Origin of the sequence: Pleomorphomonas oryzae DSM 16300 (assembly GCF_000422965.1) — a bacterium.
Classification (GTDB): domain Bacteria; phylum Pseudomonadota; class Alphaproteobacteria; order Rhizobiales; family Pleomorphomonadaceae; genus Pleomorphomonas; species Pleomorphomonas oryzae.
Genome location: NZ_AUHB01000012.1, coordinates 31,586 through 57,874, shown reverse-complemented (window position 1 = coordinate 57,874; position 26,289 = coordinate 31,586). Strand labels below are relative to the sequence as shown.

The window sequence follows — 26,289 nt, the reverse complement described above, 5'->3', positions numbered from 1 at the left end:
TCTAGGTTTGATTGCGAATTCGGTAGCATTGCCGTGACAAGCGGCTTGAACCGAAAGCCTATTCTCCCGTGAGGTCGGCGACCGTGACGACCACGGCGTGCCGGTCGGCCAGCGCCGCCAGTTCCGCCCGCTGGAGATCGACGGCCGGCACGATGCCACCCGACAACGGCAGGTCGCGCGTGGCGGTGGCGTCGGCGACCACCGTCGGCAGAATACCCAGATCGAGGGCGGCGCGAACCGTCGAGGAAACGCAGTTGTGTGTCATGAAACCGGCGATGATCATTTCGCCGCCCGTATCCCCAAGCTCGGCGAGCAGCGTCGTGTCGGAAAAGCCATTGGGCCGTGTCTTGATCACGATGCTCTCGCCTGCCTGCGGCGCGAGCCGGTCGATAATGGCGCCGCCGGGACCACTGAGATCGAACAGACCACCGGCCGCGCCGCGCTGGACAACGTGGATCACCTTGGATCCCCGTGCCCGCGCTGCGTCGAGCAACCGGCCCGCCGCTGCCACCGCCGCTTCGATGCCGGCGAGCGCCAGCGGACCGGAGAGATAGTCATTCTGACAGTCGACCAGCACCAGCGGTGCCACACCGAGGCGGGCGGGTACCACGGTGCGGCCGAAGAGCTCGTTGAGGGTGCGCGGCATGACAATTTCCTTTTCTGCTTGAACTGAGGGCGACAATACGCTCTGCATGGATGCAGAAAATCGGCAATTTTCGGAACATAACCTGCATGAACGCAGACATACGTTGGGACGAGCTGGAACTGGTGAGCGAGATTGTCGCTGGCGCGACGCTGAGCGAGGCAGCCCGTCGCCTCGGCGTCGATCAAACCACGGCGGCCCGCCGGCTTGGCCGCATCGAAGCCCGGCTCGGGGCCGCGTTGTTCGACCGCATCGACCGCCGGCTGCGGCCGACGCCGCTGCTCAGAACGATCCTGCCGCAACTGTCGGCCATGGCGGCGGTCGCCGAGGAAGCGGACAGCCGCCTGCGCCAATCACGGGAAGAAGCGGCCGGCAGTGTCCGCGTTTCTAGCCTCGGGCTCATCCACAAGCTGATCTTGGCACCGGCGCTCGGCAATCTCTCAGCCCTCCATCCGGATATCGAAGTGGACCTGACGATCGAGGATCGCAGCGTCAGCTTCGAAGACCGCGAGGCCGATCTCGCCGTGCGGCTCGGCCGAGGGCCTGATGACAACGCCACCATCCGCCGCCTCGGTCACCTCGGCTTTGCCCTTTACCGCCCGAGGGAAGGCGCCCGCCCCGACACGGTGGTCGCCTATGGCCAGGATTATGCCGAGTTACCCGAGGCGCTCGCCCTTAAGGCGCTACGACCGGATGCGCGGGTTGTCACGCGCTCGAACCGACTGGACGTGCTGGCGGAAGCGGCGGCTGCGAACGGCGCGGAGGTCATGCTGCCGACGCTGATGGGCGACGACGATGCTCGGTTCTCGGAAGTGGCCGGCACGCGCGGCGCCGCTGTTCGCGACGTCTATCGCCTCGCCCATCCCGAGCGCGGCAAGGCGCCCTCGGTCCGCGCCGTCGCCCGCTGGATCGACGAAACAGTCAGCCGTCGGCTCGACCGGACCTAGTTACCACCAGGCATGGAAGTGATGCACCGGACCGTGGCCGTGGCCGATCTCCAGACGGTCGGCGGCGACGATGGCCGCCGTGACATAGGCCTTGCCCTCGGCGACGGCTTCGACCAAGCCAAGCCCCTTGGCGAGACCAGCAGCGATCGCCGACGACAGGGTGCAGCCGGTGCCATGGGTGTTGCGTGTCGCGTGGCGCGGCGCCGACAGCCAACGCTCGCCGTCGCCATCGAGGTAGAGGTCGGTGCTTTCGGCGCCCGTGCCATGGCCGCCCTTGACGAGTACCGCCTTGGGGCCGAGCGACTTGAGCTCACGCGCCGCCGCCAGCATGTCCTCAGGCGTTTCGCCAACGGTTCGCCCCAACAGCTTGCCTGCTTCCGGAAGGTTGGGCGTGATGAGGCTGGCGAGTGGAAACAGCACCTCGCGCAGCGTCGCCACCGCCTCGCCTTTCAGGAGGCTGTCGCCCGACGTCGCCACCATCACCGGATCGAGCACGACTTGGCTCTGGCCATAATCGCGCAGGCCGCTGGCTACGGTGCGGATCAGCTCGGGGCTCGCCAGCATGCCGATCTTCACCGCGTTGACGGCAAGGTCGGAAAACACGGCGTCGATCTCGGCGCGGACGAAATCGGCTGGCGCTTCGTGGATCGCCGTCACACCGCGCGTATTCTGCGCCGTCAACGCCGTGATCACCGAGGCGCCGTAGACGCCCAGCGCCGAGAAGGTCTTGAGGTCGGCCTGGATGCCGGCGCCACCGCCCGAATCCGACCCCGCGATGGTGACTGCGATCGCCGTCATGGCCGCGCCTCCCAAGCCTTGGCGGTATCGAGCCATTCGGTCAGCCGCGCCTCGGGACTTTTGGCCGACAAGACATCGGAGATCACCGCCACACTGTCGGCGCCGGCGTCCCAGCAGATCGGCGCCCGGTCGAGCGAGATGCCACCGATCGCCACCAGCGGCCGTTTGGCGATGCGCTTCCACTCGGTGAGCAGCTCGGGACCGCTGGCCGGCGCCGCGTCGTCCTTGGAAACCGTCGACCAGATCGGCCCCAGCGCCACGTGGTGCGGGTCGACGGTGAGCGCCCTATCGAGTTCCTCACGGTTTGCCGTGGAGACGCCGAAACGGATGCCGGCGGCACGGACGGCCTTGAGATCGGCCGTATCGAGATCTTCCTGGCCGAGATGCAGCCACTCGGCGCCGAACTCGATCGCCTCCCGCCAGTGGTCGTTGACCACACACATTGCGCCCGCTGCCTTGCAGAGAGTGAGCGAGTCGGCAATTTCCCGCCGCCGCGTCGCGATGTCGGGCGCCTTGGTGCGGATCTGGACCAGTTTCAGCCCGAGCGGCAGCAGGCGGGGCAGCCAAGCAGCCCGGTCGATGATGAGATAAAAGCGGTCGAGCATCGGCTTTCCGTTTGAGAGGAAATTGGATTACGGGCGTATCGGCCGGTGGGCATGGATGACCTTGGTCGCCTGCGTGTAGATCACCCGCAGGAGATCCTCGGCAATGGCCGGCGCCACCATCCAGCCGTAACGATAAAGGCCGTTGACGGCGATCACCCGCTCGCCGACTTGCACCTTCGGCACGCCGTTCATCAGCACCGGCATCAGGCCGGAGCGCAGCTCCAGCACCTCAGCGTCGGCAAAGGCGGGCAACAGCGATACGGCATGCGTCATGAGCTCACCAGCCGAGCGAACCGACATGCCGCCGCGGTCGTCATCCACCGTCGTCGCACCGATCACATAGACCCCCTGGCCGCGCGGGGTCACATAGAGGGAATGGCGGTTGTGCAGAAGCCGGACCGGCCGGCTGAGTTCCACCTTGTGGCTGCGCACCTGGGCCATTTCCGCGGTGACGGCTCGGAGTTCCGGAAAGCGGTCGCGTGCGCCAAGACCTCGGGTGTCAACTATGCGCTCGGCTTGCAGACCGTCGATCGTGCCGACCCACTCGAAGCGAATCCGGACACCACCAGCCTCCAGCACGTCCCGGAGGCCGGTAAACATGAGGCGCGGGTCGGCATGCGCGGCCTGCGGGAAAAACATACCCCGGCTATAGATGGCGGCGAGTGCCGGTTCGAGAGCGGCGATCCGCTCCTCGTCGACCCATTCGTAATTGAGGACGAAGGTGGAATAATCATCGATCGCCGTCGGCTGGCGTCGATTGCCCAGCACGAGGGCGCCGTTGAGGGTGATGCCGGGGATCAGCGTCGGCCAAAGTTCGATCGAGCGACGGCCGAGATCCACGATCGTGGCATCCGCGCCATCCGCCTCACAGTCAGGCGCCAGCACGCCGGTGCCGTTCCAGGCTGGGGAGCCGGCAAAATCGGCCTGCCGTTCGTAAATCGCCACCTTGAGGCCCGCCCGCAGGCACATCAGGGCGGTGACAAGCCCCATGGGACCGGCACCGACGATCGCCACATCGACGGTCTCGCGCTTGCCGCTCGCAATCTCGCTCATCGAATATCTCTCGCGCCGAAATTTCTCTGCAGGCTCGGCAGAACCTTTTGGCCCGCTCCCGAAGGAGTGTCAATGTCGACCGATTGTCCGAAGGCAATCACTTGAAGCAGGTTATCCAACGCTCGGTCTAGACTTTGTGCAGCTAGACAATATACTTTGTTTTCGTTTTCTAGAAAAATCATACGAGTACTTTATTCCTAAATATATAGTCGTGAGTAGATATTTTCCTGATCATTTCGTAGCCCTTCTCATCCAGATAGGAGAAAATTTTTTCAAGATCAAAGCATTCGATGCACATATACTTAAATCGAAATTCTTGAAAATCGATGCCACGCAGGACTTCAAGCTCCGCCCCCTCAACATCCAAAGAAAGAAAATCGATTTCCTTCGGCGCGCCGGATTCAAGGAGAATGTCGTTCAGTGTTTTCGCCTCCGCCCCAAAAATAACCACATCTTCATGTTTTTCCAGGTGAGGTCTAGAAATATTCACATATTCTTCTTTATCGACAATGCTGGACGACTCAATTATGGGCATAGTCATCAAATTTGCATAGGATATAGGAACAAATCTATCTTTATACTCAAACGAGACGCAAGCATTGCAGTGAATAGAGTTTTCCTCTGAACGATTTTTTCTGCACATAAAATAATTATGGGCTACAGGTTCAACAAGAACCCCTTTCCACCCTTTGAATAGCTCAAAATACAGCGTGTTTGATTGATCGACCCCATTATTGGCACCAAGCTCAACAAAAAAACCATTATCAAAAGGAAGGTATTCCTCAAGTATTTTGTCTAGATTATTCAATCCGAAATATTTACTCTGGCGTTGATTTGGCTTCTTCAAGACCTGCAGTCCAAATGGAGATAGGATGTAATTTAGAAATTTTCTCATGTAGACGTAGCCTTAGATGCTGAGTTTTGTATCTTACTCTTCCGGCCTGGATGATAACGACTCACAATATGCCGGTAAAGAAGGCCCGGGCACTTCAGCGACAAAGCCTATCCGCCCCAATTACCGAACCCCATGCGATGGCGTAACTCCTGCGATAGGAGACTCCAATCCTGGACGGATTGAGCCATTTAGTTGGGCTATAATTCAATTCGGCCACCAATTTGAGTGCCCCTTGTCCCGAACCGCAGCCGCTCAGGGACGCTACAGATAAGCTACTGTCCGACACGAAATGAGGCTTGGTCCCCCTTCCTAGCGCCGTCAAAGCCAATCGGCCGTCCTCAGACGGCATATCTGCACGAACCCAAACTTCTCCGTAGTCCCTTCGATCACATCGCACCAGCGAGACTTACAACGCCAAAGTCCTAAGTCGGCGTGTCGGCGCTTCTCGCCCTCGCCTTGGCTTCGAGGATGCCGAGGCGCCGCTCCCGCCAGACCACGAAGACGCCCGAGGCGATCACCACCAGCGAACCCGCGAGCACGACCACTGTCGGCACGTCGCCGAAGACCATGTAGGATATGAGGACAATCCAGACCATGTTGATATAGTCGAGCGGAGCGATCACCGACGCTTCGGCGAGGCGATAGGACTGTGTCATCAGCACCTGTCCGATACCGCCGAACAGACCGGCGACGATCAGCATGGCAGCATCGGAAAAGCTCGGCACCACCCAGCCGAACGGCAGCGTCACGAAGGAGAACGCTGAGCCGCAGGCCAGGAAGTAGAAGACGATGGCGCCGGTGGTCTCGGTGGAGGTCAACTCGCGCACGGTAACGGCGGCAACGGCGCCCAGCATCGCCGAGGCGAGCGCGCAGGCCGCGCCGATCGCTCGGCTGCCGTGAAATCCGGCATCGAAACCGTTGAGCTGTTCCGACAAGACGATCAACACGCCGAGAAAGCCGATGCCAACCGCCACCCAGCGGAAGGATCTGACCCGCTCATGCAGCAGAAGAGCGGCGAGACAGACGCCGAACAACGGCCCCGAGTAGCTAATGGCGGTGGCGTCCGGCAGCGGCAGATAGGTGACCGCCGTGAACCAGCAGAACATCGACGCGGTCCCGACCAGCGATCGGCGCACATGGCCCAATGGGCGCATGGTGGCGAGCGAGGCGGGGAACACGCCGAGGGCAGCGAGATAGACGATGACCGGGACGATGCCGAAGAAAGATCGGAAAAACAGCATCTCGCCTGGAGGCACGCGACCCGACACCAGCTTGATCAAGGTCAGCATGAAGGCGAAGGCAATGGTCGAGGCGAGCTTGAAGAGAACGCCCGCGGCAGTCGGCGACATGGAAAAGACAGCTCCTAGCTCAGCCGCTTATATAGCGATTTGCCGCGGCACCAAGGCCCATTTGTCATATTTTTGGACTTGGCGTCGCGTTGGCCCAGCCTCAGAGCCTGATCCGAAACTCGCTGGGGTGTGGCAGATGGCGATGAATTCGAGAACCGGAGCGGAGCGAACTTGAGGTTCGTGAGCACCGGAAGCGCAGAAGTCGAAGCCAGATGCCCGCCCCAGTAGAGTTTCGGGACTGGCTCTCAGGCAAGATGGGCTTTTAGAAAGCCGACCGTTCTCGTCCAGGCGAGGTCGGCCGCCGCCTTGTCGTAGCGCGCCGCGGAGGTGTCGTTGTTGAAGGCGTGGTTGACGCCGGGATACATGTGGAGCTCGTAGCTTTTGCCGGCTGCCTTCAGAGCCGCCTCGAACACCGGAATGCCGGCGTTGATGCGGTCGTCTAGGCCAGCATAATGCAGGAGCAGCGGCGCCTTGATGGCCGCCACTTGCTCTGCCGCCGGTTGGGCGCCGTAATAGGCCACCGCCGCGCCGAGGTCGGGATCGGCCACCGCCGTCTGAAGCGACAGCCCGCCGCCCCAGCAGAAGCCGACGCTGCCGGACTTGCCGTTGCCGCCCTCATGGTTGCGCAGGAAGGCGGCAGCCGCCACGGCGTTCTTGACCGTCTTCACCCGGTCGAGACCGGCAATCAGGTCGCGCGCCTTGTCCTCATCAACGGGCGTACCGCCGGCCGGCGAAAGAAAATCCGGCGCCAGTGTGAGGAAGCCTTCGAGAGCCAAACGGCGGGTGACGTCTTCGATATGGCCGTTGAGCCCACGGTTCTCGTGAATAACCATCACGGCCGGTAGCGGCCCAGTCACCGCTTTGGGGCGCGCAAGATAGCCTTTCACCGTGCCGCCATCGCCGGCGAATTCGACCGTCGATATCTCCAGCCGGTCGTCAGTGGCCGCAACAACGGCCGCCTTGGCCTGCCCGGCTTCGATCAGCGGCACGATGGCGGCAGCCGCGGCGCTCGATCCGGCCAGCTTGGCCAGCTTCTCCATGAAGCCGCGGCGATCGAGCGTCAGGTGAGTATATTCGTCGTAGAGACGGATCATGTCCTGGGTGATGGCGATGCGTTCGCTCATGTCGATGGCTCCCTGGATTCCGTTCGGTGCCGGCACTCGCCCGGCCTGACTCACGAAGAAAATATCAGAGCAAAACGAACCACTTACGACTTGGTGTTTCGGTGGAGCTTTTGGATTCAGTATTTGAATCTCTTGATTAGGACGAGCTTCAAAAGCCGAACTCAGCTCCCCCGGGGGCAAGATGCCCCAAGCCCGCGCCGACAGTCACGTATTTTTACTGATATGTAAACTGCATAATTCCGCCATTGCGGACATCAGTCCAGCGACAGGTCGTCGGAGCGCCGCTCCCAGATGGCCTTGGCGCGCGCGCTATGCCAGCCGAGGCAATAGCCGATGGCGCGCTCCACCGCGCCCGCCTTGGGCCCAACGGTGCGAACGTCATCAAGCATCAGGTGAGCCATGTGAATGTCGTTGAGCACGCCGAGCACGTCCTGAGCCGCCTTGACTCTCGGCAATAACTTGCGCCGCGTCGACTTTGGCAGCAAAGGCTCAAAGAAATCATAGGCATAACGTAGGCGTTTGAATCTCTTCCTGAGTTCGTGTCGTTCGTCTGGAGACAGTGCTTCAGGATCACGTCCGAGCTTTTCAACCTTGCGTCTCAGGCGGCTGATGACGCGCTCGGCAAACGGCTCGATGGGCGCAGCCAATCCGAGACTCTGGCCGATGTCGTCCGTCGACAACCAGCCGCGAGCCTCGGTGAAAGCCAGGAGGTCGATCAGGAAATCGCCGCTGCTTCGATCGGCAAGCACGGTCGCGAGCCGCACTCGCGCCGCCTTGCGTCGCTTCTCGAGAAGCTCGATCAGTGCCCTCATGTCCCCACCGCCGTCGAGCGGCGCAACGAGTTCGTCGATCAACACATCCATGTCGCGCGTGACGGCAACCTCTTGGGCAAGCCGCTGCGCCTCGGCGGCCAGCGCATCCGCGGAGCCCGGCGCCATGACGGAAGCGAAAATCTTCAGCGCCGTCCGGAGGCGACGCAGCCCGACGCGCAACTGATGAGCGCCCTCGGGAGCCTCATCAATTCTCAGCGCCGCGACGTTGGCGGAAATCTGGGCGGCACAGGATCTGAGCACCAGCTGCAACGCCATCTCGACGGACATGTCGTCGTCGAGATCGGCGTCTACCGCCGTGGTCGGCTCGGCCGCGCCGATCTCGCCTTCGAGAAGGGCGTAACCGAGATCGGATTTGGCATGGGTCGAGAAGTGAAAGGCAATACCGGCCAGCGCCGGTCGCGCCACTTCGAACAGCGCCCGCCGGTCGCCGGAAAGCAGTTCGAACTCCACTTCCCGGATATCGGCGCGCCGACTGCCGGCCGTCGCCGTGCCCCGGTCGAGCGCCATCTCGACGCAATCGCCGCCGGGCGTAGTGATCTCCCAGCGCCGCCGCGTCACCCGCATTGAAAACAGCGGCACCAGCGGCCGGCCATCGACCAGTTTGGTGAGCTCGACCGCTGCCTCGTCCGGCAGACGCGCCAGATCCGGCACACGACCGGCGTAGGGCACGTTGAATTCCGGCCGCTCGGCAAGCCCCAGCGAGAAACCGCCCGGAAACTTCACCGTCTGTTCGCCGCTCCGCCCAGTGCGGCGCAGACGCAGGCTGATGCCCTTCGCCCTCAAGGCGAGGTCGGGCGTGTCGAAATAGGTACTGACGAGCCGCTTGTCGCCCTTCGCCGTGACCGTCAGGCCCGGCAGAGCGGCAAGGCGTGCAAGACGCGAGGCGCCGGCCGCGTCCACGGCCACCTTCAGTTCCGCCTCGATCCCGTCGGCCATCTCACGCTCCTCATCCGTTGGTTTGATCCTATCGTTGTCGGAGCGCTTTGACGAGCCGCAGCGGCAACGATTCGGATTTTCCGGGCAATCGATCAGAGGCAAAAACCGTTGCGGGAACAACGCCAGGGCGACGAGATGCCTCATTTCTGACCGGATGGGAAAAAAGGCTTGCCAACCGGCCAATTGTCGGTTCGGATAAGGGCTCGCCGGCTGACGGGCATAAGTGACAAAAAGACCGTCTGACCAGGCACGGGGTTCGCCGACCTCGCTCGGCAACAGGGGAGTATACCTTATGAAAACGATGTCCCGCCTTCTGGCGGCCACCATGCTTGTCGCCGGCCTCGTCAGTGCCGCGCATGCCAAGACGTTCGTCTACTGCTCCGAAGGCAGCCCGGAAGGCTTCGACCCGGCGCCCTACGCCTCCGGCACCACGCATGACGCGTCCTCGGTTCCGGTCTACAGCCGCCTGACCGAGTTCGAGCACGGCACGACTTCCGTCATCCCCGGCCTCGCCGAGAGCTGGGACATTTCCGAAGACGGTACGGTCTACACGTTCCATCTCCGCAAGGGCGTCAAGTTCCACACCACCGAGTATTTCAAGCCGACGCGCGACTTCAACGCCGACGACGTGATCTTCTCGCTGACGCGCCAGAACGACAAGAACAGTCCTTGGTACTCCTACGCCGGCGGCTCCTGGGAGTATTGGGAGGGCATGGATATGCCCAAGCTGGTCAAGTCGCTCGAGAAGGTTGACGACTATACCGTCAAGCTCACCCTGACGTCGCCGAACGCGCCGATGCTCGCCAACCTGGCGATGGCCTTCGCTTCGATCATGTCGAAGGAATACGCCGACAAGCTGGCCGCCGAAGGCAAGCAGTCCGACCTCAACCAGCTTCCGATCGGCACCGGCCCGTTCCAGTTTGTTGCCTACGAGAAGGACGCGGTCATCCGCTACCAGGCCTTCGCCGACTACTGGAATGGCAAGCCGAAGATCGACGACCTCGTCTTCGCCATCACGCCTGACGCTTCGGTTCGCGTTCAGAAGCTGAAGGCCGGCGAGTGCCAGGCCGCTCCCTATCCGAACCCTGCCGACATCGACGCCCTCAAGACCGACAGCAACATTCAGCTGCTTGATCAGGCTGGCCTCAACATCGGCTATCTCGCCTACAACACCCTGCAGAAGCCCTTCGACGACGTGCGCGTCCGCAAGGCTCTGAACATGGCGATCAACAAGAAGGCGATCATCGACGCCGTCTATCAGGGTACCGGCCAGGCCGCCAAGAACCCGATCCCGCCGACCATGTGGTCCTACAACGACCAGATTCAGGACGACCCATACGATCCGGAAGCGGCCAAGAAGCTGCTCGCCGAGGCTGGCGTCAAGGATCTCAGCATGAAGGTGTGGGCGATGCCGGTGTCGCGTCCCTACAACCCGAATGCCCGCCGTATGGCCGAGCTGATCCAGGCCGACTTCGCCAATGTCGGCGTCAAGGTCGAGATCGTATCCTTCGAGTGGGCCGAGTATCTGAAGCGCGGCAAGGAAAAGACCCGTGATGGCGCGCTTCTGCAGGGCTGGACCGGCGACAATGGCGATCCGGACAACTTCCTGTTCGCGCTTCTGAGCTGCGCTGCCGTCGACAGCGGCTCGAACCGCGCCTTCTGGTGCAACAAGGACTTCACCGACCTGGTGACCAAGGCCGCGACGGTTTCCGACGTGGCCGAGCGTACCAAGCTCTATGAAGATGCCCAGGTGGTCTTCAAGAAGGAAGCGCCGTGGGCGACCATCGCGCACTCGACGACCTATATGCCGCTGGCCAAGAGCGTCACGGGATACAAGGTTGATCCGCTCGGACTGCATTGGTTCGAACAGGTCGACGTCGCCGAGTAAGGCAGGCCAAATCGACAGACGCGGTTCCGGGGAAATCCTCTCCGGAACCGTTTTTGCATGTGCAAACAAGGTCTGGATAAGCCGAGCCCGACGCCGTCATGCGGAAAATCATGTAGGACGGCGGAAATCTCGGCAATTTCATGCCGCCAAAATGGTCAAATCGCGTCCTTGTCGCTTGCAGGCCGGGGTTCCGGCGGCTACTGGAAGCCCCATGTCGATCAAAACTGCCTTCCGTCCCTTCCGTTCCGATGACCGCCCCGCGGTCGTCCGGCTATGGCACGATGCCTGGCACGACGGCCACGGCTCGGTCCTGCCGGCCCACGTAATCGCCGAGCGGACCCTGGAAAGCTTCGATCATCGGCTCGGGCCGCTTGAGCCCGGCTGCCTCGTCGCCGAGGCGGATGGCCGTGTCGTAGGTTTTGCCGTCATCGAAGGCAACGAGATCGACCAGTTCTTCGTCGCCGCCAAGGTGCGCGGCACCGGTGTCGCCCACGCCTTGCTTGCTACCACCGAGACGGAACTCGCCCGGCGCGGCATACGCGACGCGGTGATCCAGTGTTCGGCCGGCAACCAGCGTGCCCACCGTTTCTACGCGCGGACGGGCTGGCGTGACAGCGGCGTCCGGCAAGCTCCGATCTGGACTCCCGACGGCCGCCACGAAACACATCCGACCCACATCTTCGTCAAGCAACTCTCGAGCCTGGACTGACCCCGCATCATGTTCGGTTTCATTCTCCGACGCCTCAGCCTTTTGATCCCGACCTTCCTTGGCGTCAGCCTGGTCGCCTTCTTCTTCATCCGCCTGCTGCCCGGCGATCCGGTCCTGCTGCTCGCCGGTGAACGTGGCATGTCGCCAGACCGTTACGCCGAGCTGATGCATCGCTTCGGCTTCGACCTGCCGCTCTGGCAGCAGTTCATCTACTATTTCACCGATCTGCTGCATGGCGATTTCGGCACCTCTATCTCAACCAAGAAGCCGATCTTCACCGAGTTCTTCACGCTGTTCCCGGCGACGCTGGAACTGTCGTTCTGCGCAGTGATCTTTGCCGTCGCCCTCGGCGTGCCAGCCGGCGTCATCGCCGCCGTCAAGCGGAACTCCTGGTTCGACCATACGGCGATGGGCACCGCGCTCGTCGGCTATTCCATGCCGATCTTCTGGTGGGCGCTGCTGCTCATCATCGTCTTCTCCGTCATGCTCGGCTGGACGCCGGTGTCCGGCCGCATCTCCCTGATGTTCTTCTTCCCCAAGGTAACCGGCTTCATGCTGATCGACAGCCTGCTGTCGGGCAAGGCAGGCGCCTTCCAGTCGGCGATGAGCCATCTCATCCTGCCGACCATCGTGCTCGGCACCATCCCGCTCGCCGTCATCGCCCGCCAGACGCGCTCGGCCATGCTGGAAGTGCTGGGCGAGGATTACATCCGCACCGCCAAGGCCAAGGGTCTCAGCCCGTTCCGCGTCGTCGCCGTGCATGCGCTGCGCAACGCGCTGATCCCGGTCATCACCACCATCGGCCTGCAGATCGGCGTGCTGATGGCCGGCGCCATCCTGACCGAGACGATCTTCTCCTGGCCGGGCGTCGGCAAGTGGATGGTCGATTCCATCTTCCGCCGCGACTATCCGGCAGTGCAAGGCGGCCTCGTGCTGATCGCCCTCATCGTCATGGCCGTCAACCTGATCGTCGACATGCTCTACGGCCTCGTCAATCCCAAGATCCGGCACCAGAGGTAATCCGATGACCGCCGTCTCCGCTTCCGTCCGTCCGGGGCGCCTCAAGGAATTCTGGCGCTATTTCTCGGAAAACCACGGTGCCGTCGCCGGCCTCGTGCTGTTCGTAGCGCTGGTGATCGTGGCGATTGCCGCGCCGCTGTTCGCCCCGTTCAACCCCGACCAGCAGTTCCGCGACGCGCTTCTGGCGCCGCCGCTCACCCATGGCAGCGAAGGCATCTTCCTGCTGGGTACGGATGCACTCGGCCGCGACATTCTGTCGCGCCTGATCTTCGGCTCGCGCTTCTCGCTGTTCATCGGTGTGGTCGTCGTTTCGGTGTCGCTGATCGGCGGCGTCATCATCGGCATGTTCGCCGGCTTCTTCCGCGGCTGGGTGGATACGACGATCATGCGCGTCATGGACGTCATCCTCGCCTTCCCGTCGCTCCTCCTGGCGCTGACGCTGGTTGCCATCCTCGGCCCCGGCCTCACCAATGCGATGATCGCCATCGCCATTGTGGCCCAGCCGCACTATGTGCGCCTCACCCGCGCTGCCGTTCTCACCGAGCGCAACCGCGACTACGTGACGGCCGCCCGGGTGTCCGGCGCCGGCCCGCTGTGGCTGATGTTCGTGACCATCCTGCCGAACTGCATGGCGCCGCTGATCGTTCAGGCCGCCCTCTCCTTCTCGGGCGCCATCCTCGACGCCGCCGCCCTCGGCTTCCTCGGCATGGGCGCCCAGCCGCCGACGCCGGAATGGGGCACCATGCTGGCCGAGGCGCGCGAGTTCATCACCCGTGCCTGGTGGGTCGTCACCTTCCCGGGCGTTGCCATCCTGATCACCGTGCTGGCCATCAACCTGATGGGTGACGGCCTGCGCGACGCCCTCGATCCGAAGCTGAAGAGGTCGTGATGCCCATTCTCGAAATCAGCAACCTCTCGGTCGATTTCCGCACGGTGGGCGGCCAGTTCCGCGCCGTCGACGGCGTGTCGATGACCGTCGATCCCGGCGAGATCGTATCCATCGTTGGCGAAAGCGGCTCGGGCAAGTCGGTGTCCATGCTGGCGTTGATGGGTCTCCTGCCGTGGACGGCCACCATCACCGCCGACAAGATGATGTTCGACGGCAAGGACCTCCTGACGATCCCGGCCCGCGAGCGCCGCCGGATCATCGGCAACGACCTCGCCATGATCTTCCAGGAGCCGATGAGCTCGCTCAACCCGTGCTACACGGTCGGCTGGCAGATCGGCGAAGTGCTGAAGGTCCATCTCGGCCTCAACAAGCGCGCCCGCCGCGATCGCACCGTCGAGCTCCTTGAGCTGGTCGGCATCCCCTCGGCCTCCGAGCGCCTCGACACCTATCCGCACCAGATGTCGGGCGGCATGAACCAGCGCGTGATGATCGCCATGGCGATTGCCTGCAATCCCAAGCTGCTGATCGCCGACGAGCCGACCACCGCGCTCGACGTCACCATCCAGGCGCAGATCCTCGACCTCCTCGCCAAGCTGCAACGCGACACCGGCATGGCGCTGGTGCTGATCACCCACGACATGGGCGTCGTCGCCGAAACCGCCAACCGCGTCTCGGTGCAATATGCCGGGCAGAAGGTGGAAGAGCAGCCGGTCAGCCAGCTGTTCGCCGACCCGCACCATCCCTATACGGCGGCCCTTCTGTCCGCCCTGCCGGAGCGGGCAACCACCCGCCGTCTGCCGTCCATTCCGGGCGTGGTGCCAGGCCAGTATGACCGCCCCGCCGGCTGTCTGTTCAGCCCGCGCTGCGACTTCGCCACCGAACGCTGCGTCGAGAAGGCGCCGGTCACTCAGGGCCAGGCTGCCGGCTACGCGCTCTGCCATTACCCGCTCAATCAGGGCAAGCCGGTTGGCCACCCCGGCCCGGCCGCCATCCTCGACCGGAGGCTTTCGGCATGAACGCTCCCGTTTCGTCCCCCGTTTCATCCGATGTCGTTCTCGAGGCCCAACACCTCGCCCGTCACTACAGCCTGAGGCGCGGCATGTTCGCCGAGCCGGCCACCGTGCGGGCTCTGTCGGAAGCGTCCTTCAAGCTCAGTGCAGGCAAGACGCTGGCCGTCGTCGGCGAGTCCGGCTGCGGCAAGTCGACGCTGGCCCGCCTCGTCACCATGATCGAGCCGCCGACCGCCGGCGAGCTGATCATCGACGGCAAGCAGGTGCACCACAACGTGGCGCCGAGCCACGAGCTGCGCCGCACGGTGCAGATCGTCTTCCAGGACCCCTATGGCTCGCTCAACCCGCGCCAGAAGGTCGGCACCATCCTGGAAGAGCCGTTGCGCCTCAACACCTCGCTGTCGGCGTCCGCGCGCCAGCAGAAGGCGCGGGCGATGATGGAAAAGGTCGGTCTCCGGCCCGAACATTACGACCGCTACCCGCACATGTTCTCCGGTGGCCAGCGCCAGCGCATCGCCATCGCCCGGTCGCTGATGCTCAACCCGAAGATCCTGGTGCTCGACGAACCGGTGTCGGCGCTCGACGTATCCATCCAGGCGCAGGTGCTGAACCTTCTGATGGACCTGCAGCAGGAATTCGGCCTCGCCTACCTGTTCATCAGCCACGATCTCTCGGTCGTGCGCCACATCGCCGATGAGGTGATGGTGATGTATCTCGGCCGCCCCGTCGAATTCGGCACGGCCGAGGAGATCTTCAACACGCCGCGCCATCCCTATACGCGCGCCCTGTTGTCGGCGACGCCCACCACCGAACCCGAGAAGCGGCGCGAGCGCATTCGCCTCACCGGCGAACTGCCGTCGCCCCTGCGTCCGCCGAGGGGCTGCGCCTTCCATCCGCGCTGTCCCTTCGCCTACGAGCCTTGCGACGTCGACACGCCAAAGCTCTTGAGGGCGCCCGGCGGCAACGCCGACGTCGCCTGCTTCGCGGTGCAGGGCGAACTGCTCTAGGCCGGCATCGCGGCACCCATTGCACAGGACGCGGTACGGTCGATCCGTACCGCGTCCTTTTTCATGGCCGGAGCAACTCCCGCAAAGGTGGGAAGCGGTTTTGCGTCCGGGGGCGTGAGACCAACAGGCTAGAGTTCGGCGCTTCCGGGAAGCACGGCCGCCAGCGCATCGATGGCGCACCGAACGCGCAGCGGCAAATGCGGGGTGTCCGGCCAGAGGGCATGCGTCCTGAACACCTGGCGCGGCACGTTACCGAGCAGGGAAACGAGGGTGCCCGCCCTGACCCTGCTGCGGATCAGCCAACAGGGCAGCCACGCCAACCCATAGCCGGCTTCCGCCGCATCGGCGATCGCTTCGAGATCGTCGAAGCGCATCCGGCTCGGTGGCGTCACCTCCCGCAACACGCCGTCCTCCATGGGAAATTGCCAGCTTCTGATCCGGCCGGAGCGGCCGTAGGTGATCGCCTGATGATGAGCCAGATCATCGAGGTCTGCCGGCCGTCCATGGCGATCGAGATAGGACGGCGAGGCGCAAACCGTCATACGCTGCAAGCTCACCGTCCGGGTCATGAGGCCGGCGCCATTGCCGATGTCGCCATTGCGGATGGCTAGGTCGAAGCCGTCCTCGATCAGGTCCACCTGACGATCGCTGAAGGATAGATCGAGCTCCAGCCGGGGATGTTCCGCCGCCAGGCTTGACAGGACCGGCGCCACGCAGCGCTTGCCGAACAGCATGGGCACCGACACCCTGAGTCGTCCCGCCACCTCCCGCCGTCCCGAATCCAAGGCCACCTCGCCAGCATGCAGCTCCTCCAGAGCCCGCAGGCAATGCTCGTAATAGCCTTGGCCGTCCTCGGTGAGCGCCAGGCGGCGTGTGGTGCGATGGAGCAAGCGGACATTGAGCCGGGCTTCCATCCGCGCGATCGTCTTGGCCACCGCCGAACGCGTTACGTGCAGCCGCTCGGCCGCCGCGGCGAAGCTGCCGGTCTCGACCGCCGCCACGAAGACATCGACCCCATTCAATATGTCCGCCATGATTGTCATCCCATAGGCGCCAATGATCGGAGTAGATGTCGCCACCGGCTCCAATAACTCAACGATATGCTGCGCACTCCTGGTCAACGTCAAGGAGCGAACAATGATCGGAACGATGCAGCGCTGGGAAATGGATGGGATCGGACGCGACAAGTTGGTCCTGAGGTCGGTGCCCATCCCCGACCCCGGGCACGGCGAGGTGCTGGTCAAGGTAGCGGCCGTCTCCCTCAACTACCGCGACAAGCTGATGATCGACAGCGGCATGGGCCTGCCGCTGGCCTTCCCCTTTACCCCCGGCTCCGATCTCTCGGGAGTGGTGCAAGCGGTCGGCGACGGCGTGACGCGCTTTGCCGCCGGCGACCGCGTCATTTCGGTCTTTGCGCCGGAATGGCTCGATGGCCCACCGCGCGGCAATGGCCGCTTCCCGCCCTATCAGACGCTCGGCGGGCACTATCCCGGCGTACTCGCGGACTATGTCGCCTTTCCAGCCGACTGGTTCGTACGCGCACCCGCCTCTCTCGACGACAGCGAGGCGAGCACCTTGCCCTGCGCCGGAGTGACGGCCTGGTTCGCGCTGGTCGAGAAAGGTCACATCCGCGCCGGTGAAAGCGTGCTGATCGAAGGGACGGGCGGCGTCGCCCTGTTCGGCTTGCAGATTGCCAAGGCGCGCGGCGCCAACGTCATCGTCGTCTCGGGCAGCGCGGAGAAGTTGGCGCGCGCCAAGACGCTCGGCGCCGATGAAGGTATCGATCGGTCGAAAGAGGACTGGGTGGAAGCGGTCTACCGCCTGACCGCCGATCGCGGTGCCGACCATATCCTCGAACTGGTCGGAGGGCCGCATCTCGCCAAGGCCGTGCGGGCAGCGGCGATCAACGGCCGGATCTACCAGATCGGAGTTCTGGAGGGATTCGAGATCGCATCCCCTGCCGGCCCGCTGATGTTGAAGAACGTCACGGTGCAGGGCATCGGTGTCGGCCATCGCCGGGCGTTGGAAGACCTCGTCGCGGAGGTCGATCGCGCCGGCCTCAAGCCGGTGATCGACAAGCGTTACCCGCTTGCCGATCTTCCGGCGGCGCTCGACCATCTCGACCGAGGTCCCTTCGGCAAGATCGTCGTCGAAATGGCCTAGGCCGATCAGACCTGGATCGACGCCAGCGCCTTCGGCAGCGGGGTCGCCGCCAGCGGCCCCGCAACTGCTTCCAGGCGGCGATCGACCAGCCGGTGCGGCACTCGCCAGAGATAAGCCATCTCGTGCGAGGCGCGGATCACCGGGTTGACCAGGCCCATCAAGGTGAAGACGAAGGCCGGCACGCGCCGCACCCGCATCGGCCGCTGATGGGCAAGGCCGGCAGCCGCCGCGATATCGCTGATCGACGCGGTATGTCCCTCGAAGTGGAACACCTCGAAGGCGCCGAGGCGGTCACGCTGTTCGGCGAGCTGCACGAAGGCGCGGGCGAGATCCGGAAGATAGGCCCAGGCATGCGGCACATCCTTCGGTCCGCGCGACCGAATGAGGCCCTCGGCCGCCTTGGTGGCGATGAAGGCGGACAGCCAACTCTGGCCGGAGATGGTCGGACCGAAGAAATCGCCGGCCCGGAGAATGCAGGTCCGGACGCGGCCGGCCTTCGCCGCCTCGGCGAAACTCCGCTCGATGGCGACGCGGATCTTGCCCTTCTCGGAAGTCGGCGCTGCGACGAGATCCGGCGTCAGCCGATCCGGCATCCCCTCGCCGAAACCGTAGACGTTGCCCGGAAAGAGATGCAACGCCTCGAGCCGTTCGGCGATGGCCAGCGCGGCGGCATAAAGCGGCTCCGCCAGTTCGGCCCAGCGGTGATAGGGGGCATTGAGACCGTCGAAGACCACATCAACGGGCGAGCTCACAGCCTTGGCCACCGCCTCGGCATCCTGGAGCTCGGCCTCCACCGGCCAAATCCAGTCCGGCAGTTCGCCGGCCCTGCCCTTGCGCACCAGGCCGGAAACCTCCCAACCCTGGCGATGGAATTCCTCGGCGACCGCTTGGCCGACGCCCCCCAGGGCACCGAGGACGAGGACATGTCCGCTCATGGCAAACTCCTGAAATACAAGCAACGATAATGGTTTATGGGGCTATCTCTCCCGCCGTCCGTCGATGCGGACCCCCTAAGGTCTGAATTAGATAGTTTTATTCCGCACATCAATTCGCTATATCTGTCGGAATGGTATTCGAATTTGCATGGATAAATGCTCGACTGGACCCTCCTTCGCTCCTTCCTCGCCGTGGTCGATACCGGTTCGCTGTCGGCGGCCGCCGATCGGCTCGGCCTCGTCCAGCCCACCGTCGGCCGACACATTCGCGAGCTTGAGGAAACGCTCGACGCGGCGCTGTTCCGCCGGCAGCCGCGCGGCTTGGAGCCGACGCCAGCCGCCCTCGATCTGGTGGAGGATGCCCGACGCATGGGCGAGGCGGCCCTTGCTCTGGAGCGCAAGGCCAGCGGCGCCGGAGACAGTCTGGCCGGGACGGTGCGCGTCACAGCGAGCCGCATGGTGGCCGCCTATCTGCTGCCGGAGATCGTCGCGGCGCTGCATATCGAGGAGCCGGCCATCGACATCGAGATCGTCGCCAGCGACGCGACACAGAACCTGCTGCGCCGCGACGCTGATATCGCCCTCCGCATGTACGAGCCGCGGCAACCCCAGCTCGTCCGTCGCCACGTCGGCGATATCCCGCTCGCCGTCTACGCTTCGCCGGCCTATCTCGCTCGGCGCGGCACGCCGACCCGGCTGGCCGACCTGATCAATCACGATGTCATCGGTTTCGACCGAGCCGACGATCTCTTGCAGGGCTTCGCCCGCTTTGGCCTGCCGGTATCGCGCGAGTGGTTTCCCATTCGCAGCGACGACCACATCGTCGGCTGGCAGATGGTGATCGCCGGTGCCGGCATCGGCTTCGCGCAGGTGCCGATCGCCGAGACCGAGCCACGTGTCATCCGTCTGCCGGTCGAGGATATCGGCTTTGCGCTGCCGCTCTGGCTGACCTATCACGAAGACCTTAGGCCGAGCCGTCGCATCCGCTTTGTTGCCGATCGTCTTGCCGATCGCCTCGTCCGACGTATCGCTCCTCGGAAGCAACCATGATCTCTGCCCTTGCCCCTCTTCCCGCTCTCGAGCTGGCGCCACAACTGATCGGCGCCACGCTTACGGTAGACGGTGTCGGCGGCATCATCGTCGAGACCGAGGCCTACGAGCCGGACGACCCCGCCTCGCATGCCTTCGCCGGCGAACGGCCGCGCAACCGGGCGATGTTCGGCCCGCCGCTCACCGCCTATGTCTACCGTTCCTATGGCATCCATTGGTGCTTCAACATCGTCGCCGGTCCGATCGGTCACGGTGCCGCTGTGCTGGTGCGAGCCATCGAACCGACCGCCGGCCTGGCGACGATGGCGGAGCGGCGCCGAACGGCCGAGCCGCGCCTTCTTGCCTCCGGTCCCGGCCGGCTGACAGAAGCGCTCGGCATCACCATCGCCCACAACGGCCTGTCGGTCGACGTCCCACCCTTTCGCCTGGTCCCACGCGAGGGCATGCCCGACATTGTCGTCGGTCCACGTATCGGCATTACCAAGGCGGTTGACCATCCCTGGCGTTTCGGTCTCAAGGGATCTGTCTTCCTGAGCCGCCCCTTCCGTTGACAGCGATCACCGGAGAAGACGCAACGAGCCGGTCAGCGACTTCACCCACTTGGCCGGACCACACAGGCCAACACCGTCGATCACCTCCTCGGCGAGACGTTTGTCCGGCAGCAGCGCCTCGTACTCACGGTAGTCGTGCAGCGCCCGCGAGAAAGCGGGAAACACCACCAGTGCGCTGTCGTCGCCGCGCGGCATCGCCTTCAGCATCAGTGCGGTCATGGCTTCCGGCGAAGCCGCGAGGATGGGCACCGGCAGGACGGAACTGTCATCGATGGTCCGACCGTCCAGGTCGGTGAGTGGCCGATTGCCCAGCCACGGAAGGCGGGCACCGAGACCGATGCCGATTGCACCAACCGTATTGGCGAGAAGACCGAGCTGCAGGTCGGGATTGACGACGATGGCGAGGCGGTGGTCGGGCGACATGAGAACTCCGAAGTGAATGAACACGTCGGCAGGCTATCTGCGTTATCGGGACAATTCTTACCGAAGTTTGTGGCCTAACCGGGAAATGTGGTAGATCCTACCTTATACAGACCAAGGAAGGGTAGAACATGCCGAACTCGCCGTTGGAGCCGGTCGACAACAAGATTCTCGACGCGCTCCAAACCGACGGCCGCCTCACCAACCAGGCGCTGGCCGCCGAGGTGGGACTGTCGACGTCGCCCTGCTGGCGGCGGGTGCGTCAGCTCGAGGAGAGCGGCGTCATCGGCGGCTATCGCGCGGCGCTCGACCGTCAGAAGATCGGTCTCGGCGTGCTCGCCTTCGTCCGCGTCAAGATCGACAGCCACAGCGAGGCGGAAGCCGAGGAATTTTCCAGGAGCGTCGCCCGCCTGCGCGAGGTGATCGCCTGCTATTCGATTGCCGGCGACGCCGATTTCCTGCTGCAGGTGGTTTCGCCCGATCTCGACACCTACGCCGATTTCGCCATGACGGTGATCCGCCGCCTGCCGCGCATCAAGGAAATGCAGACCACCTTCGTGCTGAAGGAGATCAAGCCGTTCACCGGCTTCCCGGTGGGGCTCGGATAACCGGAGGTCAATAGACCGGCCGGCCGCCGATGGTCAGCAGACCCAGCATGTCGTCGTCATCCGACACCCAGCGCTGCAGGGCGGCCACCGTCACCATGTCGGTGCCTCCCTCGTCGCCGACACCGGCGATATGATGGTAGGGCTCGAAGGTGTCGCCGAGGTGCGACAGCACGGCGAAGGCAGTGCCGAAGTCGTCGTTGCCGGCGTAGCGGCTGGGTGTGACGATGGTCCGGATACCGGCCGCCGTGGCGGCAGCAAGGCCCGGGCCGTTATCCTCGAACACGATCGCCGCCCGAGGCGTCAGGCCGAGGCGCGTGAGCGCCAACTCATAAACATCGGGTGCCGGCTTTGGCCGCACGGCATCGGCGCCGCCGACGATGGCGGTGATTTTCTCCAGCCCGTCCAGCCCGAAATTGGCGAGGATCAGCGCCTCGGCATTCTCGACGCTCGACGTGGTGGCCAGCACCACGGCGAGTCCCTGCGAACGGGCGTCGTCGATCAGCCGCTCGATGCCGGGGCGCGGCCGGGCCAGCCGCCGGTCCACCAGCTTGGCGAACAGGCGCGTCTTGGCGGCGTGCAACTCGTCGATCTGTTGGCGGCCCTGTTCGGCCATCGGCGGCGCACAATGTTCGATGAAATGGGCAAGGCGTGCCCGGCCGCCGTGCACGGCCAGCAGCTCGCCATAGAAGGCGGGCTCCCACACCCAGGGCAAGCCGGCCTCGGCAAAGGCACGATTGAAGGCGAGGCGGTGAACCTCCTCGGTTTCCGCCAGCGTCCCATCGACGTCGAAGATCAGCGCCTTGATCGGGGGGGCCATCACACTCTCTCGGATAACTGCTCCAATACTGCCGGAATTTCCCGGAAATCGTCCATCACGAAATCGGCGTCGAGCTCATCGGCGGGAATGTCGGAAATTCCGTAGCGCACCACGGCCACCTTGACGCCGGCCGCCTTGGCCGCGGCGACATCATTTTCGCTGTCGCCGACCATCAGCACCTCATCCTTGGCAAGGCCAAGCCGCTCGGCTACCAACCATAGCATATCCGGTGCCGGCTTCGGCGTGACGCCGCTGTCGCCGCCCACCACCACCGAGATCTCCGTGCCGATACCCAGGCTGTCGACGATCTTGCGGGAGACCGCCGTCGGCTTGTTGGTGCAGACGGCGAGGCGATAGCTCCTAGAGAGCGCCTTCACCATCTCGGCGGTGTGCGGGAAGAGGTGCGTCAGGCGGGTGGCGCGCGGCTCGTAGAGACCGAGATAGGTCTTAACCTGCGTGGCGAGCGCCTCGCCCTCCATGGTGATGCCATGGGCGGCAAAAGCCTTCTGCACCAGCACCGGCACGCCCTTGCCGACCATCGACCCCACGGCGCTTTGCGCATGCGGGGCGAGGCCGTTCGCGACCATCAGTTCATTCACCGCCTCGGCAAGATCGGGCAGGCTGTCGACCAGCGTGCCGTCGAGGTCGAAGATCAGGGCGCGAATGCTCATAGACTGTCTCTCAGGGCCTGGATGTTGCGGCGATAGTCGGCCTCGGTACCCCCCTTGAACACGGAGGTGCCAGCCACCAGCACGTCGGCGCCAGCGCGGGCGAGGAGGCCGGCGTTGGCGGTAGAAACGCCGCCGTCGATCTCGATGTGAATCGGGCGGTCGCCGATCAGCGCCTTCACCTTCTTCACCTTCTCGACGACGGCCGGAATGAACGCCTGGCCGCCAAAGCCCGGGTTGACGGTCATCACCAGTACCAGGTCGATCTCGTTCAGCATGTATTCGAGGCCGCCGACATCGGTGCCGGGGTTGAGCACCACGCCGGCCTTCTTGCCGAGCGAGCGGATCACTTGCAGCGAGCGATGGATATGCGGCCCGCCTTCCTTATGCACGCTGATCACGTCGGCGCCGGCCTCGGCGAAGGCCGCAATGAATGGATCGGCCGGTTCGATCATCAGGTGCACGTCGAATGGCAGCTTGGTATGCGGCCGCATCGCCTTCACCACCGACGGGCCGAAGGTGATGTTGGGCACGAAGTGGCCATCCATGATGTCGATGTGGACCCAGTCGCCGCCTGCTCTTTCTACGGCGGCGAGTTCTTCGCCGAGGCGCGAGAAATCCGACGACAATACGGAAGGAGCAATCTTGACGGTCATGAGCAGCGTTCCGGCAAAGGTGTTCAAAAGCCAGACGTTCTTAAAGCAAGACGCCGCCGAGCGCTAACCCGTTTCCCCAAAGCCAAAGGAAAATCCGGCCGTAATCGATCAAGTGCCGGCGACGGCGGGTGACGCTGTCGCCGGCACTTGCTTCATCTGTTGTCCGGTTGCGAGCGCACAAGCTCCAGCCCGCGCGGCGTGATGCGATAGGGCTTGCTGTCCCGCGAGGCGATCGCCCGCTTCTGCTTCAACTTTCGAAACAGGATCAAGTTGAAGTCGGTGTAGAGCCAGCCGTCGCGGCTGTAGCAGGCGAGCTCTTCGATATCGCCGCGATCGTCGCGGGCGATTTCAATGCGTCCGCCCTGGGCGAGCAGGTGCAGAACGCGCTGCTCGGCACGTGAAATATCCATCGTCTGAAGTCCGGAAGAAGCGCCACTTGGGCGCACCAAAGCGTTCCGGAAGCCTCAAGGCCTCCGGGGCGACATTTGGATCGGCCCGAAACCGGCACCATGCCGGGCGGGCCCTCACCGGGATTCAGACTGACGTGACATCCACGCTCCTGCTGCGATGGCCCGATCCTGCCGGCTGCCCCGCCGGGCGTCAACGGCAGGCAGCGGCCGCCCCGGTCGGTCATCTGTCGATTGTTGCGCCGAGGTCACGATCCCGTCGCTTTTGGCGAGCACCGAGAGGGCGCCGCCGGGGGACGGGAATGGCCCGCCACCTTTTCCCCCGCGACAATGGTCGAAACGACGCCCTGCAAATGGTGTCGGACGTGAGCTTGCGGTAAGCTTCGGAAGACCATTGTGATTCCGGAGCGGGCAGCATCGCCGGTCACACCGGCATCGACCTATGGAGAGACGGGAACCGAGCATGCGCCACACAACTTTGAAGCAGCTGCGATTCCTGTCGGCGGTCATCAAGACCGGCACCGTCACCGCCGCCTCCTCCGCCATGAACGTCACGCCGCCGGCCATCACTGCCCAGGTGAAAGCCCTGGAAGACCTCGTCGGCCTGCCGCTCCTGGAGCGCGTCGGCGACCGGTTCATTGCCACATCGGCCGGTCGGGAGATCGCCACCACGCTCGACCGTATCGAGGCGCTGCTCGCCGAATGCTCGGGCGCGCTGGCCGAGATGCGCGAGGCCGGAGCCGGCCGCGTCGCCGTCGGCGTTGTCTCCACCGCCCGCTATTTTGCGCCGACGGTGCTCGCCGCCTTCCGCAAGGAACGGCCCAAGGTGGATATCGACTTCATCGTCGGCAACCGCGACGAGACCATCCAGCGGCTTCGCAACTACGAGGTCGACCTTGCCGTCATGGGCCGACCGCCGGTGGAATTCGACGTCGAGGCCAAGACCATCGGCAAGCACCCGCAGGTGATGATCTGCGCGCCCGACCATCCGTTGGCTCATGAGCGCAACATTCCGATCGAAGCGTTGATGGGCGAGACCTTCCTGGTCCGCGAGGTCAACTCCGGCACCCGCAACTCCTTTGGTCAACTGATGACCCAACATGACGGCGGCCGTGACATCCGCGAGTTCGAGATGGGCTCCAACGAGACCATCAAACAGGCCGTCATGGCCGGCCTGGGCATCTCCTTCATCTCCTCGCACACCATCGCCGCCGAGGTCGAAGCCGGTCGCCTCGTTATCATGGATGTGGTCGGCCTGCCGCTGATGAAAACCTGGAACGTCGTCCGTCGTACCGACAAGCGTCTGCTGCCGTCGGCCGAGGCGATGTATCGCTTCTGGGTCGAGCACGGCGGCGAATACCTGCCGAAGATCACCGGTCACGCCGACTGAGCGGACATCGGTTTCGCGGAAAGCCGAAGCATGGAGAACCCGATGATTGCCGCTAAACGCCCCTTCCGGGTGGTCGAAAGCCTGTGCGCCACCGGCAAGGAGTCGGAGGCGAAGAAGGAAGACCGGCTGATCGTCACCGACGACTTCGCCGCCGTCATCGATGGCGCCACGTCCTCCGGTCCGATCGGCGGCCGGGCGGGCGGCATCGTCGCCGCCGAGGCGGTGGAGCAAACCATCAAGGATCTCCCGTCGGATGCCACCGTTCGCGACTTCGTCGACCGCGCCACGGCGAACATCGCCCAGGCGATCGGCCATTGGCCGGATGAAACGATCATGCGCCCCTCGGCGGTGGCCGCCGTCTGGTCGCGGGCACGCGGCGAGGTGTGGCGGGTTGGCGATTGCCACGTCCGCATCGACCGGCAGGAGTATTCCGGCGGCAAGGAGATCGACCGCATCGGCTACGAGTTCCGCTGCGCGGTCATTCGGGCGCGCCTCAGGCTCGGCATGACCAGCCTTGAGGCCGAGCGCCGGGTGCCGACGCTGGAACAGCCCTTTCGGCCACTGGTTCTCGCCCAGCACGCCTTCCTCAACCTCGACAGCGACGATCCCCTCGCTTATGGCGCGTTGGCTGGTACCTTCGTGCCCGACCGCTTTATCGAGGTGTTCGGAGCAACGGACGCCCGCGAGGTCGTGCTCGCCTCCGACGGCTTCCTGTCGCCGTCACCAAGCCTTGCCGAGGGGCTGGCCGAGATCGCCCGCGTCAGGGAAAACGATCCGCTGATGGTGGATCTGGTGATGGGGTCGCGCCCCTTCGTGCCGGGCCGCGACTATTTCGACGACACCACCTATCTCAGGATCGAGATCGATTGACGCGTCCGCTTATCCGAAAAGTTGCAGACTTTTCGGATAAGCGGACGC

The 26,289-nt window shown here is 64.1% G+C and carries 28 protein-coding genes; 13 read left to right on the top strand and 15 right to left on the bottom strand.

The window, feature by feature from the left end; all coding sequences use genetic code 11:
- Positions 1-58: 58 nt before the first annotated feature.
- Complete coding sequence (locus tag G522_RS0118725) at positions 59-646, bottom strand: cysteine hydrolase family protein (RefSeq protein WP_036839992.1); 588 nt, start codon at positions 644-646, stop codon at positions 59-61.
- Between the two features lie 86 nt (positions 647-732).
- On the opposite strand from G522_RS0118725, the gene G522_RS0118720 reads away from it, so the two are divergent.
- On the top strand, positions 733-1,590 hold the full coding sequence (locus tag G522_RS0118720) for a LysR family transcriptional regulator (RefSeq protein WP_026792358.1): 858 nt from the start codon (positions 733-735) through the stop codon (positions 1,588-1,590).
- On the opposite strand, the gene thiD is transcribed toward G522_RS0118720, so the two are convergent.
- The 7 genes from thiD to G522_RS27580 all read right to left on the bottom strand — a co-directional run bounded on the left by thiD (position 1,591) and on the right by G522_RS27580 (position 9,183).
- On the bottom strand, positions 1,591-2,388 hold the full coding sequence (gene thiD, locus G522_RS0118715; protein WP_026792357.1) for a bifunctional hydroxymethylpyrimidine kinase/phosphomethylpyrimidine kinase: 798 nt from the start codon (positions 2,386-2,388) through the stop codon (positions 1,591-1,593).
- Positions 2,385-2,993, bottom strand: coding sequence for a thiamine phosphate synthase (locus G522_RS0118710; RefSeq protein WP_026792356.1), 609 nt, complete (start codon positions 2,991-2,993; stop codon positions 2,385-2,387). The genes thiD and G522_RS0118710 overlap by 4 nt, the downstream gene beginning before the upstream one ends.
- A gap of 27 nt (positions 2,994-3,020) precedes the next feature.
- Positions 3,021-4,046 (bottom strand): FAD-dependent oxidoreductase, encoded by a 1,026-nt coding sequence (locus G522_RS27585; protein WP_051228828.1) that lies wholly within the window; start codon positions 4,044-4,046, stop codon positions 3,021-3,023.
- A 178-nt stretch (positions 4,047-4,224) separates the two neighbouring features.
- Complete coding sequence (locus tag G522_RS29690) at positions 4,225-4,893, bottom strand: FkbM family methyltransferase (protein ID WP_169453556.1); 669 nt, start codon at positions 4,891-4,893, stop codon at positions 4,225-4,227.
- Positions 4,894-5,363: 470 nt separating this feature from the next.
- Positions 5,364-6,290, bottom strand: a complete 927-nt coding sequence (locus tag G522_RS0118695; RefSeq protein WP_026792354.1) for a DMT family transporter — start codon at positions 6,288-6,290, stop codon at positions 5,364-5,366.
- Between the two features lie 245 nt (positions 6,291-6,535).
- Positions 6,536-7,414 carry a dienelactone hydrolase family protein gene (locus G522_RS0118690; protein ID WP_026792353.1) on the bottom strand — a complete coding sequence of 293 codons (879 nt, stop codon included), beginning with the start codon at positions 7,412-7,414 and terminating at the stop codon, positions 6,536-6,538.
- Between the two features lie 254 nt (positions 7,415-7,668).
- On the bottom strand, positions 7,669-9,183 hold the full coding sequence (locus tag G522_RS27580) for a CYTH and CHAD domain-containing protein (RefSeq protein ID WP_051228825.1): 1,515 nt from the start codon (positions 9,181-9,183) through the stop codon (positions 7,669-7,671).
- A gap of 292 nt (positions 9,184-9,475) precedes the next feature.
- Between G522_RS27580 and G522_RS0118680 the strand changes: the two genes are divergently transcribed.
- The 6 genes from G522_RS0118680 to G522_RS0118655 all read left to right on the top strand — a co-directional run bounded on the left by G522_RS0118680 (position 9,476) and on the right by G522_RS0118655 (position 15,706).
- Entirely contained in the window at positions 9,476-11,071 is a 1,596-nt protein-coding gene (locus tag G522_RS0118680) for an ABC transporter substrate-binding protein (protein ID WP_026792352.1), read from the top strand.
- A gap of 211 nt (positions 11,072-11,282) precedes the next feature.
- Complete coding sequence (locus G522_RS27575; protein ID WP_051228823.1) at positions 11,283-11,780, top strand: GNAT family N-acetyltransferase; 498 nt, start codon at positions 11,283-11,285, stop codon at positions 11,778-11,780.
- A gap of 9 nt (positions 11,781-11,789) precedes the next feature.
- On the top strand, positions 11,790-12,800 hold the full coding sequence (locus tag G522_RS0118670) for an ABC transporter permease subunit (protein ID WP_026792350.1): 1,011 nt from the start codon (positions 11,790-11,792) through the stop codon (positions 12,798-12,800).
- Between the two features lie 4 nt (positions 12,801-12,804).
- Positions 12,805-13,689: an ABC transporter permease subunit gene (locus G522_RS0118665; RefSeq protein ID WP_026792349.1), complete on the top strand. Its 885-nt coding sequence runs from the start codon at positions 12,805-12,807 to the stop codon at positions 13,687-13,689.
- Complete coding sequence (locus G522_RS0118660; RefSeq protein WP_026792348.1) at positions 13,689-14,705, top strand: ABC transporter ATP-binding protein; 1,017 nt, start codon at positions 13,689-13,691, stop codon at positions 14,703-14,705. The genes G522_RS0118665 and G522_RS0118660 overlap by 1 nt, the downstream gene beginning before the upstream one ends.
- On the top strand, positions 14,702-15,706 hold the full coding sequence (locus G522_RS0118655) for a dipeptide ABC transporter ATP-binding protein (RefSeq protein ID WP_026792347.1): 1,005 nt from the start codon (positions 14,702-14,704) through the stop codon (positions 15,704-15,706). The genes G522_RS0118660 and G522_RS0118655 overlap by 4 nt, the downstream gene beginning before the upstream one ends.
- Before the next feature lie 128 nt (positions 15,707-15,834).
- Here the strand turns inward: G522_RS0118655 and G522_RS0118650 are convergent, their stop codons facing one another.
- Positions 15,835-16,740 carry a LysR family transcriptional regulator gene (locus G522_RS0118650; RefSeq protein ID WP_026792346.1) on the bottom strand — a complete coding sequence of 302 codons (906 nt, stop codon included), beginning with the start codon at positions 16,738-16,740 and terminating at the stop codon, positions 15,835-15,837.
- A 103-nt stretch (positions 16,741-16,843) separates the two neighbouring features.
- On the opposite strand from G522_RS0118650, the gene G522_RS0118645 reads away from it, so the two are divergent.
- Positions 16,844-17,869, top strand: a complete 1,026-nt coding sequence (locus G522_RS0118645; RefSeq protein ID WP_026792345.1) for a zinc-dependent alcohol dehydrogenase family protein — start codon at positions 16,844-16,846, stop codon at positions 17,867-17,869.
- 5 nt (positions 17,870-17,874) lie between these two features.
- Here the strand turns inward: G522_RS0118645 and G522_RS0118640 are convergent, their stop codons facing one another.
- Positions 17,875-18,804, bottom strand: coding sequence for an NAD-dependent epimerase/dehydratase family protein (locus tag G522_RS0118640; RefSeq protein ID WP_026792344.1), 930 nt, complete (start codon positions 18,802-18,804; stop codon positions 17,875-17,877).
- Positions 18,805-18,960: 156 nt separating this feature from the next.
- Between G522_RS0118640 and G522_RS0118635 the strand changes: the two genes are divergently transcribed.
- Positions 18,961-19,854 carry a LysR family transcriptional regulator gene (locus G522_RS0118635; protein WP_026792343.1) on the top strand — a complete coding sequence of 298 codons (894 nt, stop codon included), beginning with the start codon at positions 18,961-18,963 and terminating at the stop codon, positions 19,852-19,854.
- A complete protein-coding gene (locus G522_RS0118630; RefSeq protein WP_026792342.1) occupies positions 19,851-20,405 on the top strand; it encodes a DNA-3-methyladenine glycosylase in 555 nt (184 codons plus the stop codon). Before G522_RS0118635 ends, G522_RS0118630 begins: the two co-directional genes overlap by 4 nt.
- 6 nt (positions 20,406-20,411) lie before the next feature.
- Here G522_RS0118630 and G522_RS0118625 read toward each other — a convergent pair whose 3' ends face one another.
- Positions 20,412-20,828 (bottom strand): DUF2000 domain-containing protein, encoded by a 417-nt coding sequence (locus G522_RS0118625; protein WP_026792341.1) that lies wholly within the window; start codon positions 20,826-20,828, stop codon positions 20,412-20,414.
- 128 nt (positions 20,829-20,956) lie between these two features.
- Between G522_RS0118625 and G522_RS0118620 the strand changes: the two genes are divergently transcribed.
- A complete protein-coding gene (locus G522_RS0118620) occupies positions 20,957-21,433 on the top strand; it encodes an Lrp/AsnC family transcriptional regulator (protein WP_026792340.1) in 477 nt (158 codons plus the stop codon).
- A 7-nt stretch (positions 21,434-21,440) separates the two neighbouring features.
- Here the strand turns inward: G522_RS0118620 and G522_RS27570 are convergent, their stop codons facing one another.
- The 4 genes from G522_RS27570 to G522_RS0118600 form a co-directional block, all read right to left on the bottom strand.
- Complete coding sequence (locus G522_RS27570; protein WP_084633273.1) at positions 21,441-22,250, bottom strand: HAD-IA family hydrolase; 810 nt, start codon at positions 22,248-22,250, stop codon at positions 21,441-21,443.
- Complete coding sequence (gene gph / locus G522_RS0118610) at positions 22,250-22,921, bottom strand: phosphoglycolate phosphatase (RefSeq protein WP_026792339.1); 672 nt, start codon at positions 22,919-22,921, stop codon at positions 22,250-22,252. The genes G522_RS27570 and gph overlap by 1 nt, the downstream gene beginning before the upstream one ends.
- A complete protein-coding gene (rpe, locus tag G522_RS0118605) occupies positions 22,918-23,574 on the bottom strand; it encodes a ribulose-phosphate 3-epimerase (RefSeq protein WP_026792338.1) in 657 nt (218 codons plus the stop codon). The genes gph and rpe overlap by 4 nt, the downstream gene beginning before the upstream one ends.
- 152 nt (positions 23,575-23,726) lie before the next feature.
- On the bottom strand, positions 23,727-23,984 hold the full coding sequence (locus G522_RS0118600; protein ID WP_026792337.1) for a YjhX family toxin: 258 nt from the start codon (positions 23,982-23,984) through the stop codon (positions 23,727-23,729).
- Positions 23,985-24,444: 460 nt separating this feature from the next.
- On the opposite strand from G522_RS0118600, the gene G522_RS0118595 reads away from it, so the two are divergent.
- Entirely contained in the window at positions 24,445-25,371 is a 927-nt protein-coding gene (locus G522_RS0118595) for a LysR substrate-binding domain-containing protein (protein WP_026792336.1), read from the top strand.
- A gap of 42 nt (positions 25,372-25,413) precedes the next feature.
- Positions 25,414-26,241, top strand: coding sequence for a hypothetical protein (locus G522_RS0118590; protein ID WP_156886986.1), 828 nt, complete (start codon positions 25,414-25,416; stop codon positions 26,239-26,241).
- The last annotated feature ends 48 nt before the right edge of the window (positions 26,242-26,289 follow it).

What these genes read in the sequence shown, in the direction of transcription:
- G522_RS0118710 (WP_026792356.1), bottom strand. Translation starts at nt 2,993, where the DNA reads ATGCTCGACCGCTTTTATCTCATCATCGACCGGGCTGCTTGGCTGCCC.
- G522_RS0118680 (WP_026792352.1), top strand. Translation starts at nt 9,476, where the DNA reads ATGAAAACGATGTCCCGCCTTCTGGCGGCCACCATGCTTGTCGCCGGC.
- G522_RS0118595 (WP_026792336.1), top strand. Translation starts at nt 24,445, where the DNA reads ATGCGCCACACAACTTTGAAGCAGCTGCGATTCCTGTCGGCGGTCATC.
- G522_RS27570 (WP_084633273.1), bottom strand. Translation starts at nt 22,250, where the DNA reads ATGGCCCCCCCGATCAAGGCGCTGATCTTCGACGTCGATGGGACGCTG.
- rpe (WP_026792338.1), bottom strand. Translation starts at nt 23,574, where the DNA reads ATGACCGTCAAGATTGCTCCTTCCGTATTGTCGTCGGATTTCTCGCGC.
- G522_RS0118665 (WP_026792349.1), top strand. Translation starts at nt 12,805, where the DNA reads ATGACCGCCGTCTCCGCTTCCGTCCGTCCGGGGCGCCTCAAGGAATTC.
- G522_RS0118640 (WP_026792344.1), bottom strand. Translation starts at nt 18,804, where the DNA reads ATGAGCGGACATGTCCTCGTCCTCGGTGCCCTGGGGGGCGTCGGCCAA.
- G522_RS0118620 (WP_026792340.1), top strand. Translation starts at nt 20,957, where the DNA reads ATGCCGAACTCGCCGTTGGAGCCGGTCGACAACAAGATTCTCGACGCG.
- G522_RS0118650 (WP_026792346.1), bottom strand. Translation starts at nt 16,740, where the DNA reads ATGGCGGACATATTGAATGGGGTCGATGTCTTCGTGGCGGCGGTCGAG.
- G522_RS0118720 (WP_026792358.1), top strand. Translation starts at nt 733, where the DNA reads ATGAACGCAGACATACGTTGGGACGAGCTGGAACTGGTGAGCGAGATT.
- G522_RS0118630 (WP_026792342.1), top strand. Translation starts at nt 19,851, where the DNA reads ATGATCTCTGCCCTTGCCCCTCTTCCCGCTCTCGAGCTGGCGCCACAA.
- G522_RS27585 (WP_051228828.1), bottom strand. Translation starts at nt 4,046, where the DNA reads ATGAGCGAGATTGCGAGCGGCAAGCGCGAGACCGTCGATGTGGCGATC.
- G522_RS0118600 (WP_026792337.1), bottom strand. Translation starts at nt 23,984, where the DNA reads ATGGATATTTCACGTGCCGAGCAGCGCGTTCTGCACCTGCTCGCCCAG.
- G522_RS0118635 (WP_026792343.1), top strand. Translation starts at nt 18,961, where the DNA reads ATGCTCGACTGGACCCTCCTTCGCTCCTTCCTCGCCGTGGTCGATACC.
- G522_RS0118625 (WP_026792341.1), bottom strand. Translation starts at nt 20,828, where the DNA reads ATGTCGCCCGACCACCGCCTCGCCATCGTCGTCAATCCCGACCTGCAG.
- G522_RS0118590 (WP_156886986.1), top strand. Translation starts at nt 25,414, where the DNA reads ATGATTGCCGCTAAACGCCCCTTCCGGGTGGTCGAAAGCCTGTGCGCC.
- G522_RS0118670 (WP_026792350.1), top strand. Translation starts at nt 11,790, where the DNA reads ATGTTCGGTTTCATTCTCCGACGCCTCAGCCTTTTGATCCCGACCTTC.
- G522_RS27580 (WP_051228825.1), bottom strand. Translation starts at nt 9,183, where the DNA reads ATGGCCGACGGGATCGAGGCGGAACTGAAGGTGGCCGTGGACGCGGCC.
- thiD (WP_026792357.1), bottom strand. Translation starts at nt 2,388, where the DNA reads ATGACGGCGATCGCAGTCACCATCGCGGGGTCGGATTCGGGCGGTGGC.
- G522_RS0118660 (WP_026792348.1), top strand. Translation starts at nt 13,689, where the DNA reads ATGCCCATTCTCGAAATCAGCAACCTCTCGGTCGATTTCCGCACGGTG.
- G522_RS0118690 (WP_026792353.1), bottom strand. Translation starts at nt 7,414, where the DNA reads ATGAGCGAACGCATCGCCATCACCCAGGACATGATCCGTCTCTACGAC.
- G522_RS0118695 (WP_026792354.1), bottom strand. Translation starts at nt 6,290, where the DNA reads ATGTCGCCGACTGCCGCGGGCGTTCTCTTCAAGCTCGCCTCGACCATT.
- gph (WP_026792339.1), bottom strand. Translation starts at nt 22,921, where the DNA reads ATGAGCATTCGCGCCCTGATCTTCGACCTCGACGGCACGCTGGTCGAC.
- G522_RS27575 (WP_051228823.1), top strand. Translation starts at nt 11,283, where the DNA reads ATGTCGATCAAAACTGCCTTCCGTCCCTTCCGTTCCGATGACCGCCCC.
- G522_RS0118645 (WP_026792345.1), top strand. Translation starts at nt 16,844, where the DNA reads ATGATCGGAACGATGCAGCGCTGGGAAATGGATGGGATCGGACGCGAC.
- G522_RS0118655 (WP_026792347.1), top strand. Translation starts at nt 14,702, where the DNA reads ATGAACGCTCCCGTTTCGTCCCCCGTTTCATCCGATGTCGTTCTCGAG.
- G522_RS0118725 (WP_036839992.1), bottom strand. Translation starts at nt 646, where the DNA reads ATGCCGCGCACCCTCAACGAGCTCTTCGGCCGCACCGTGGTACCCGCC.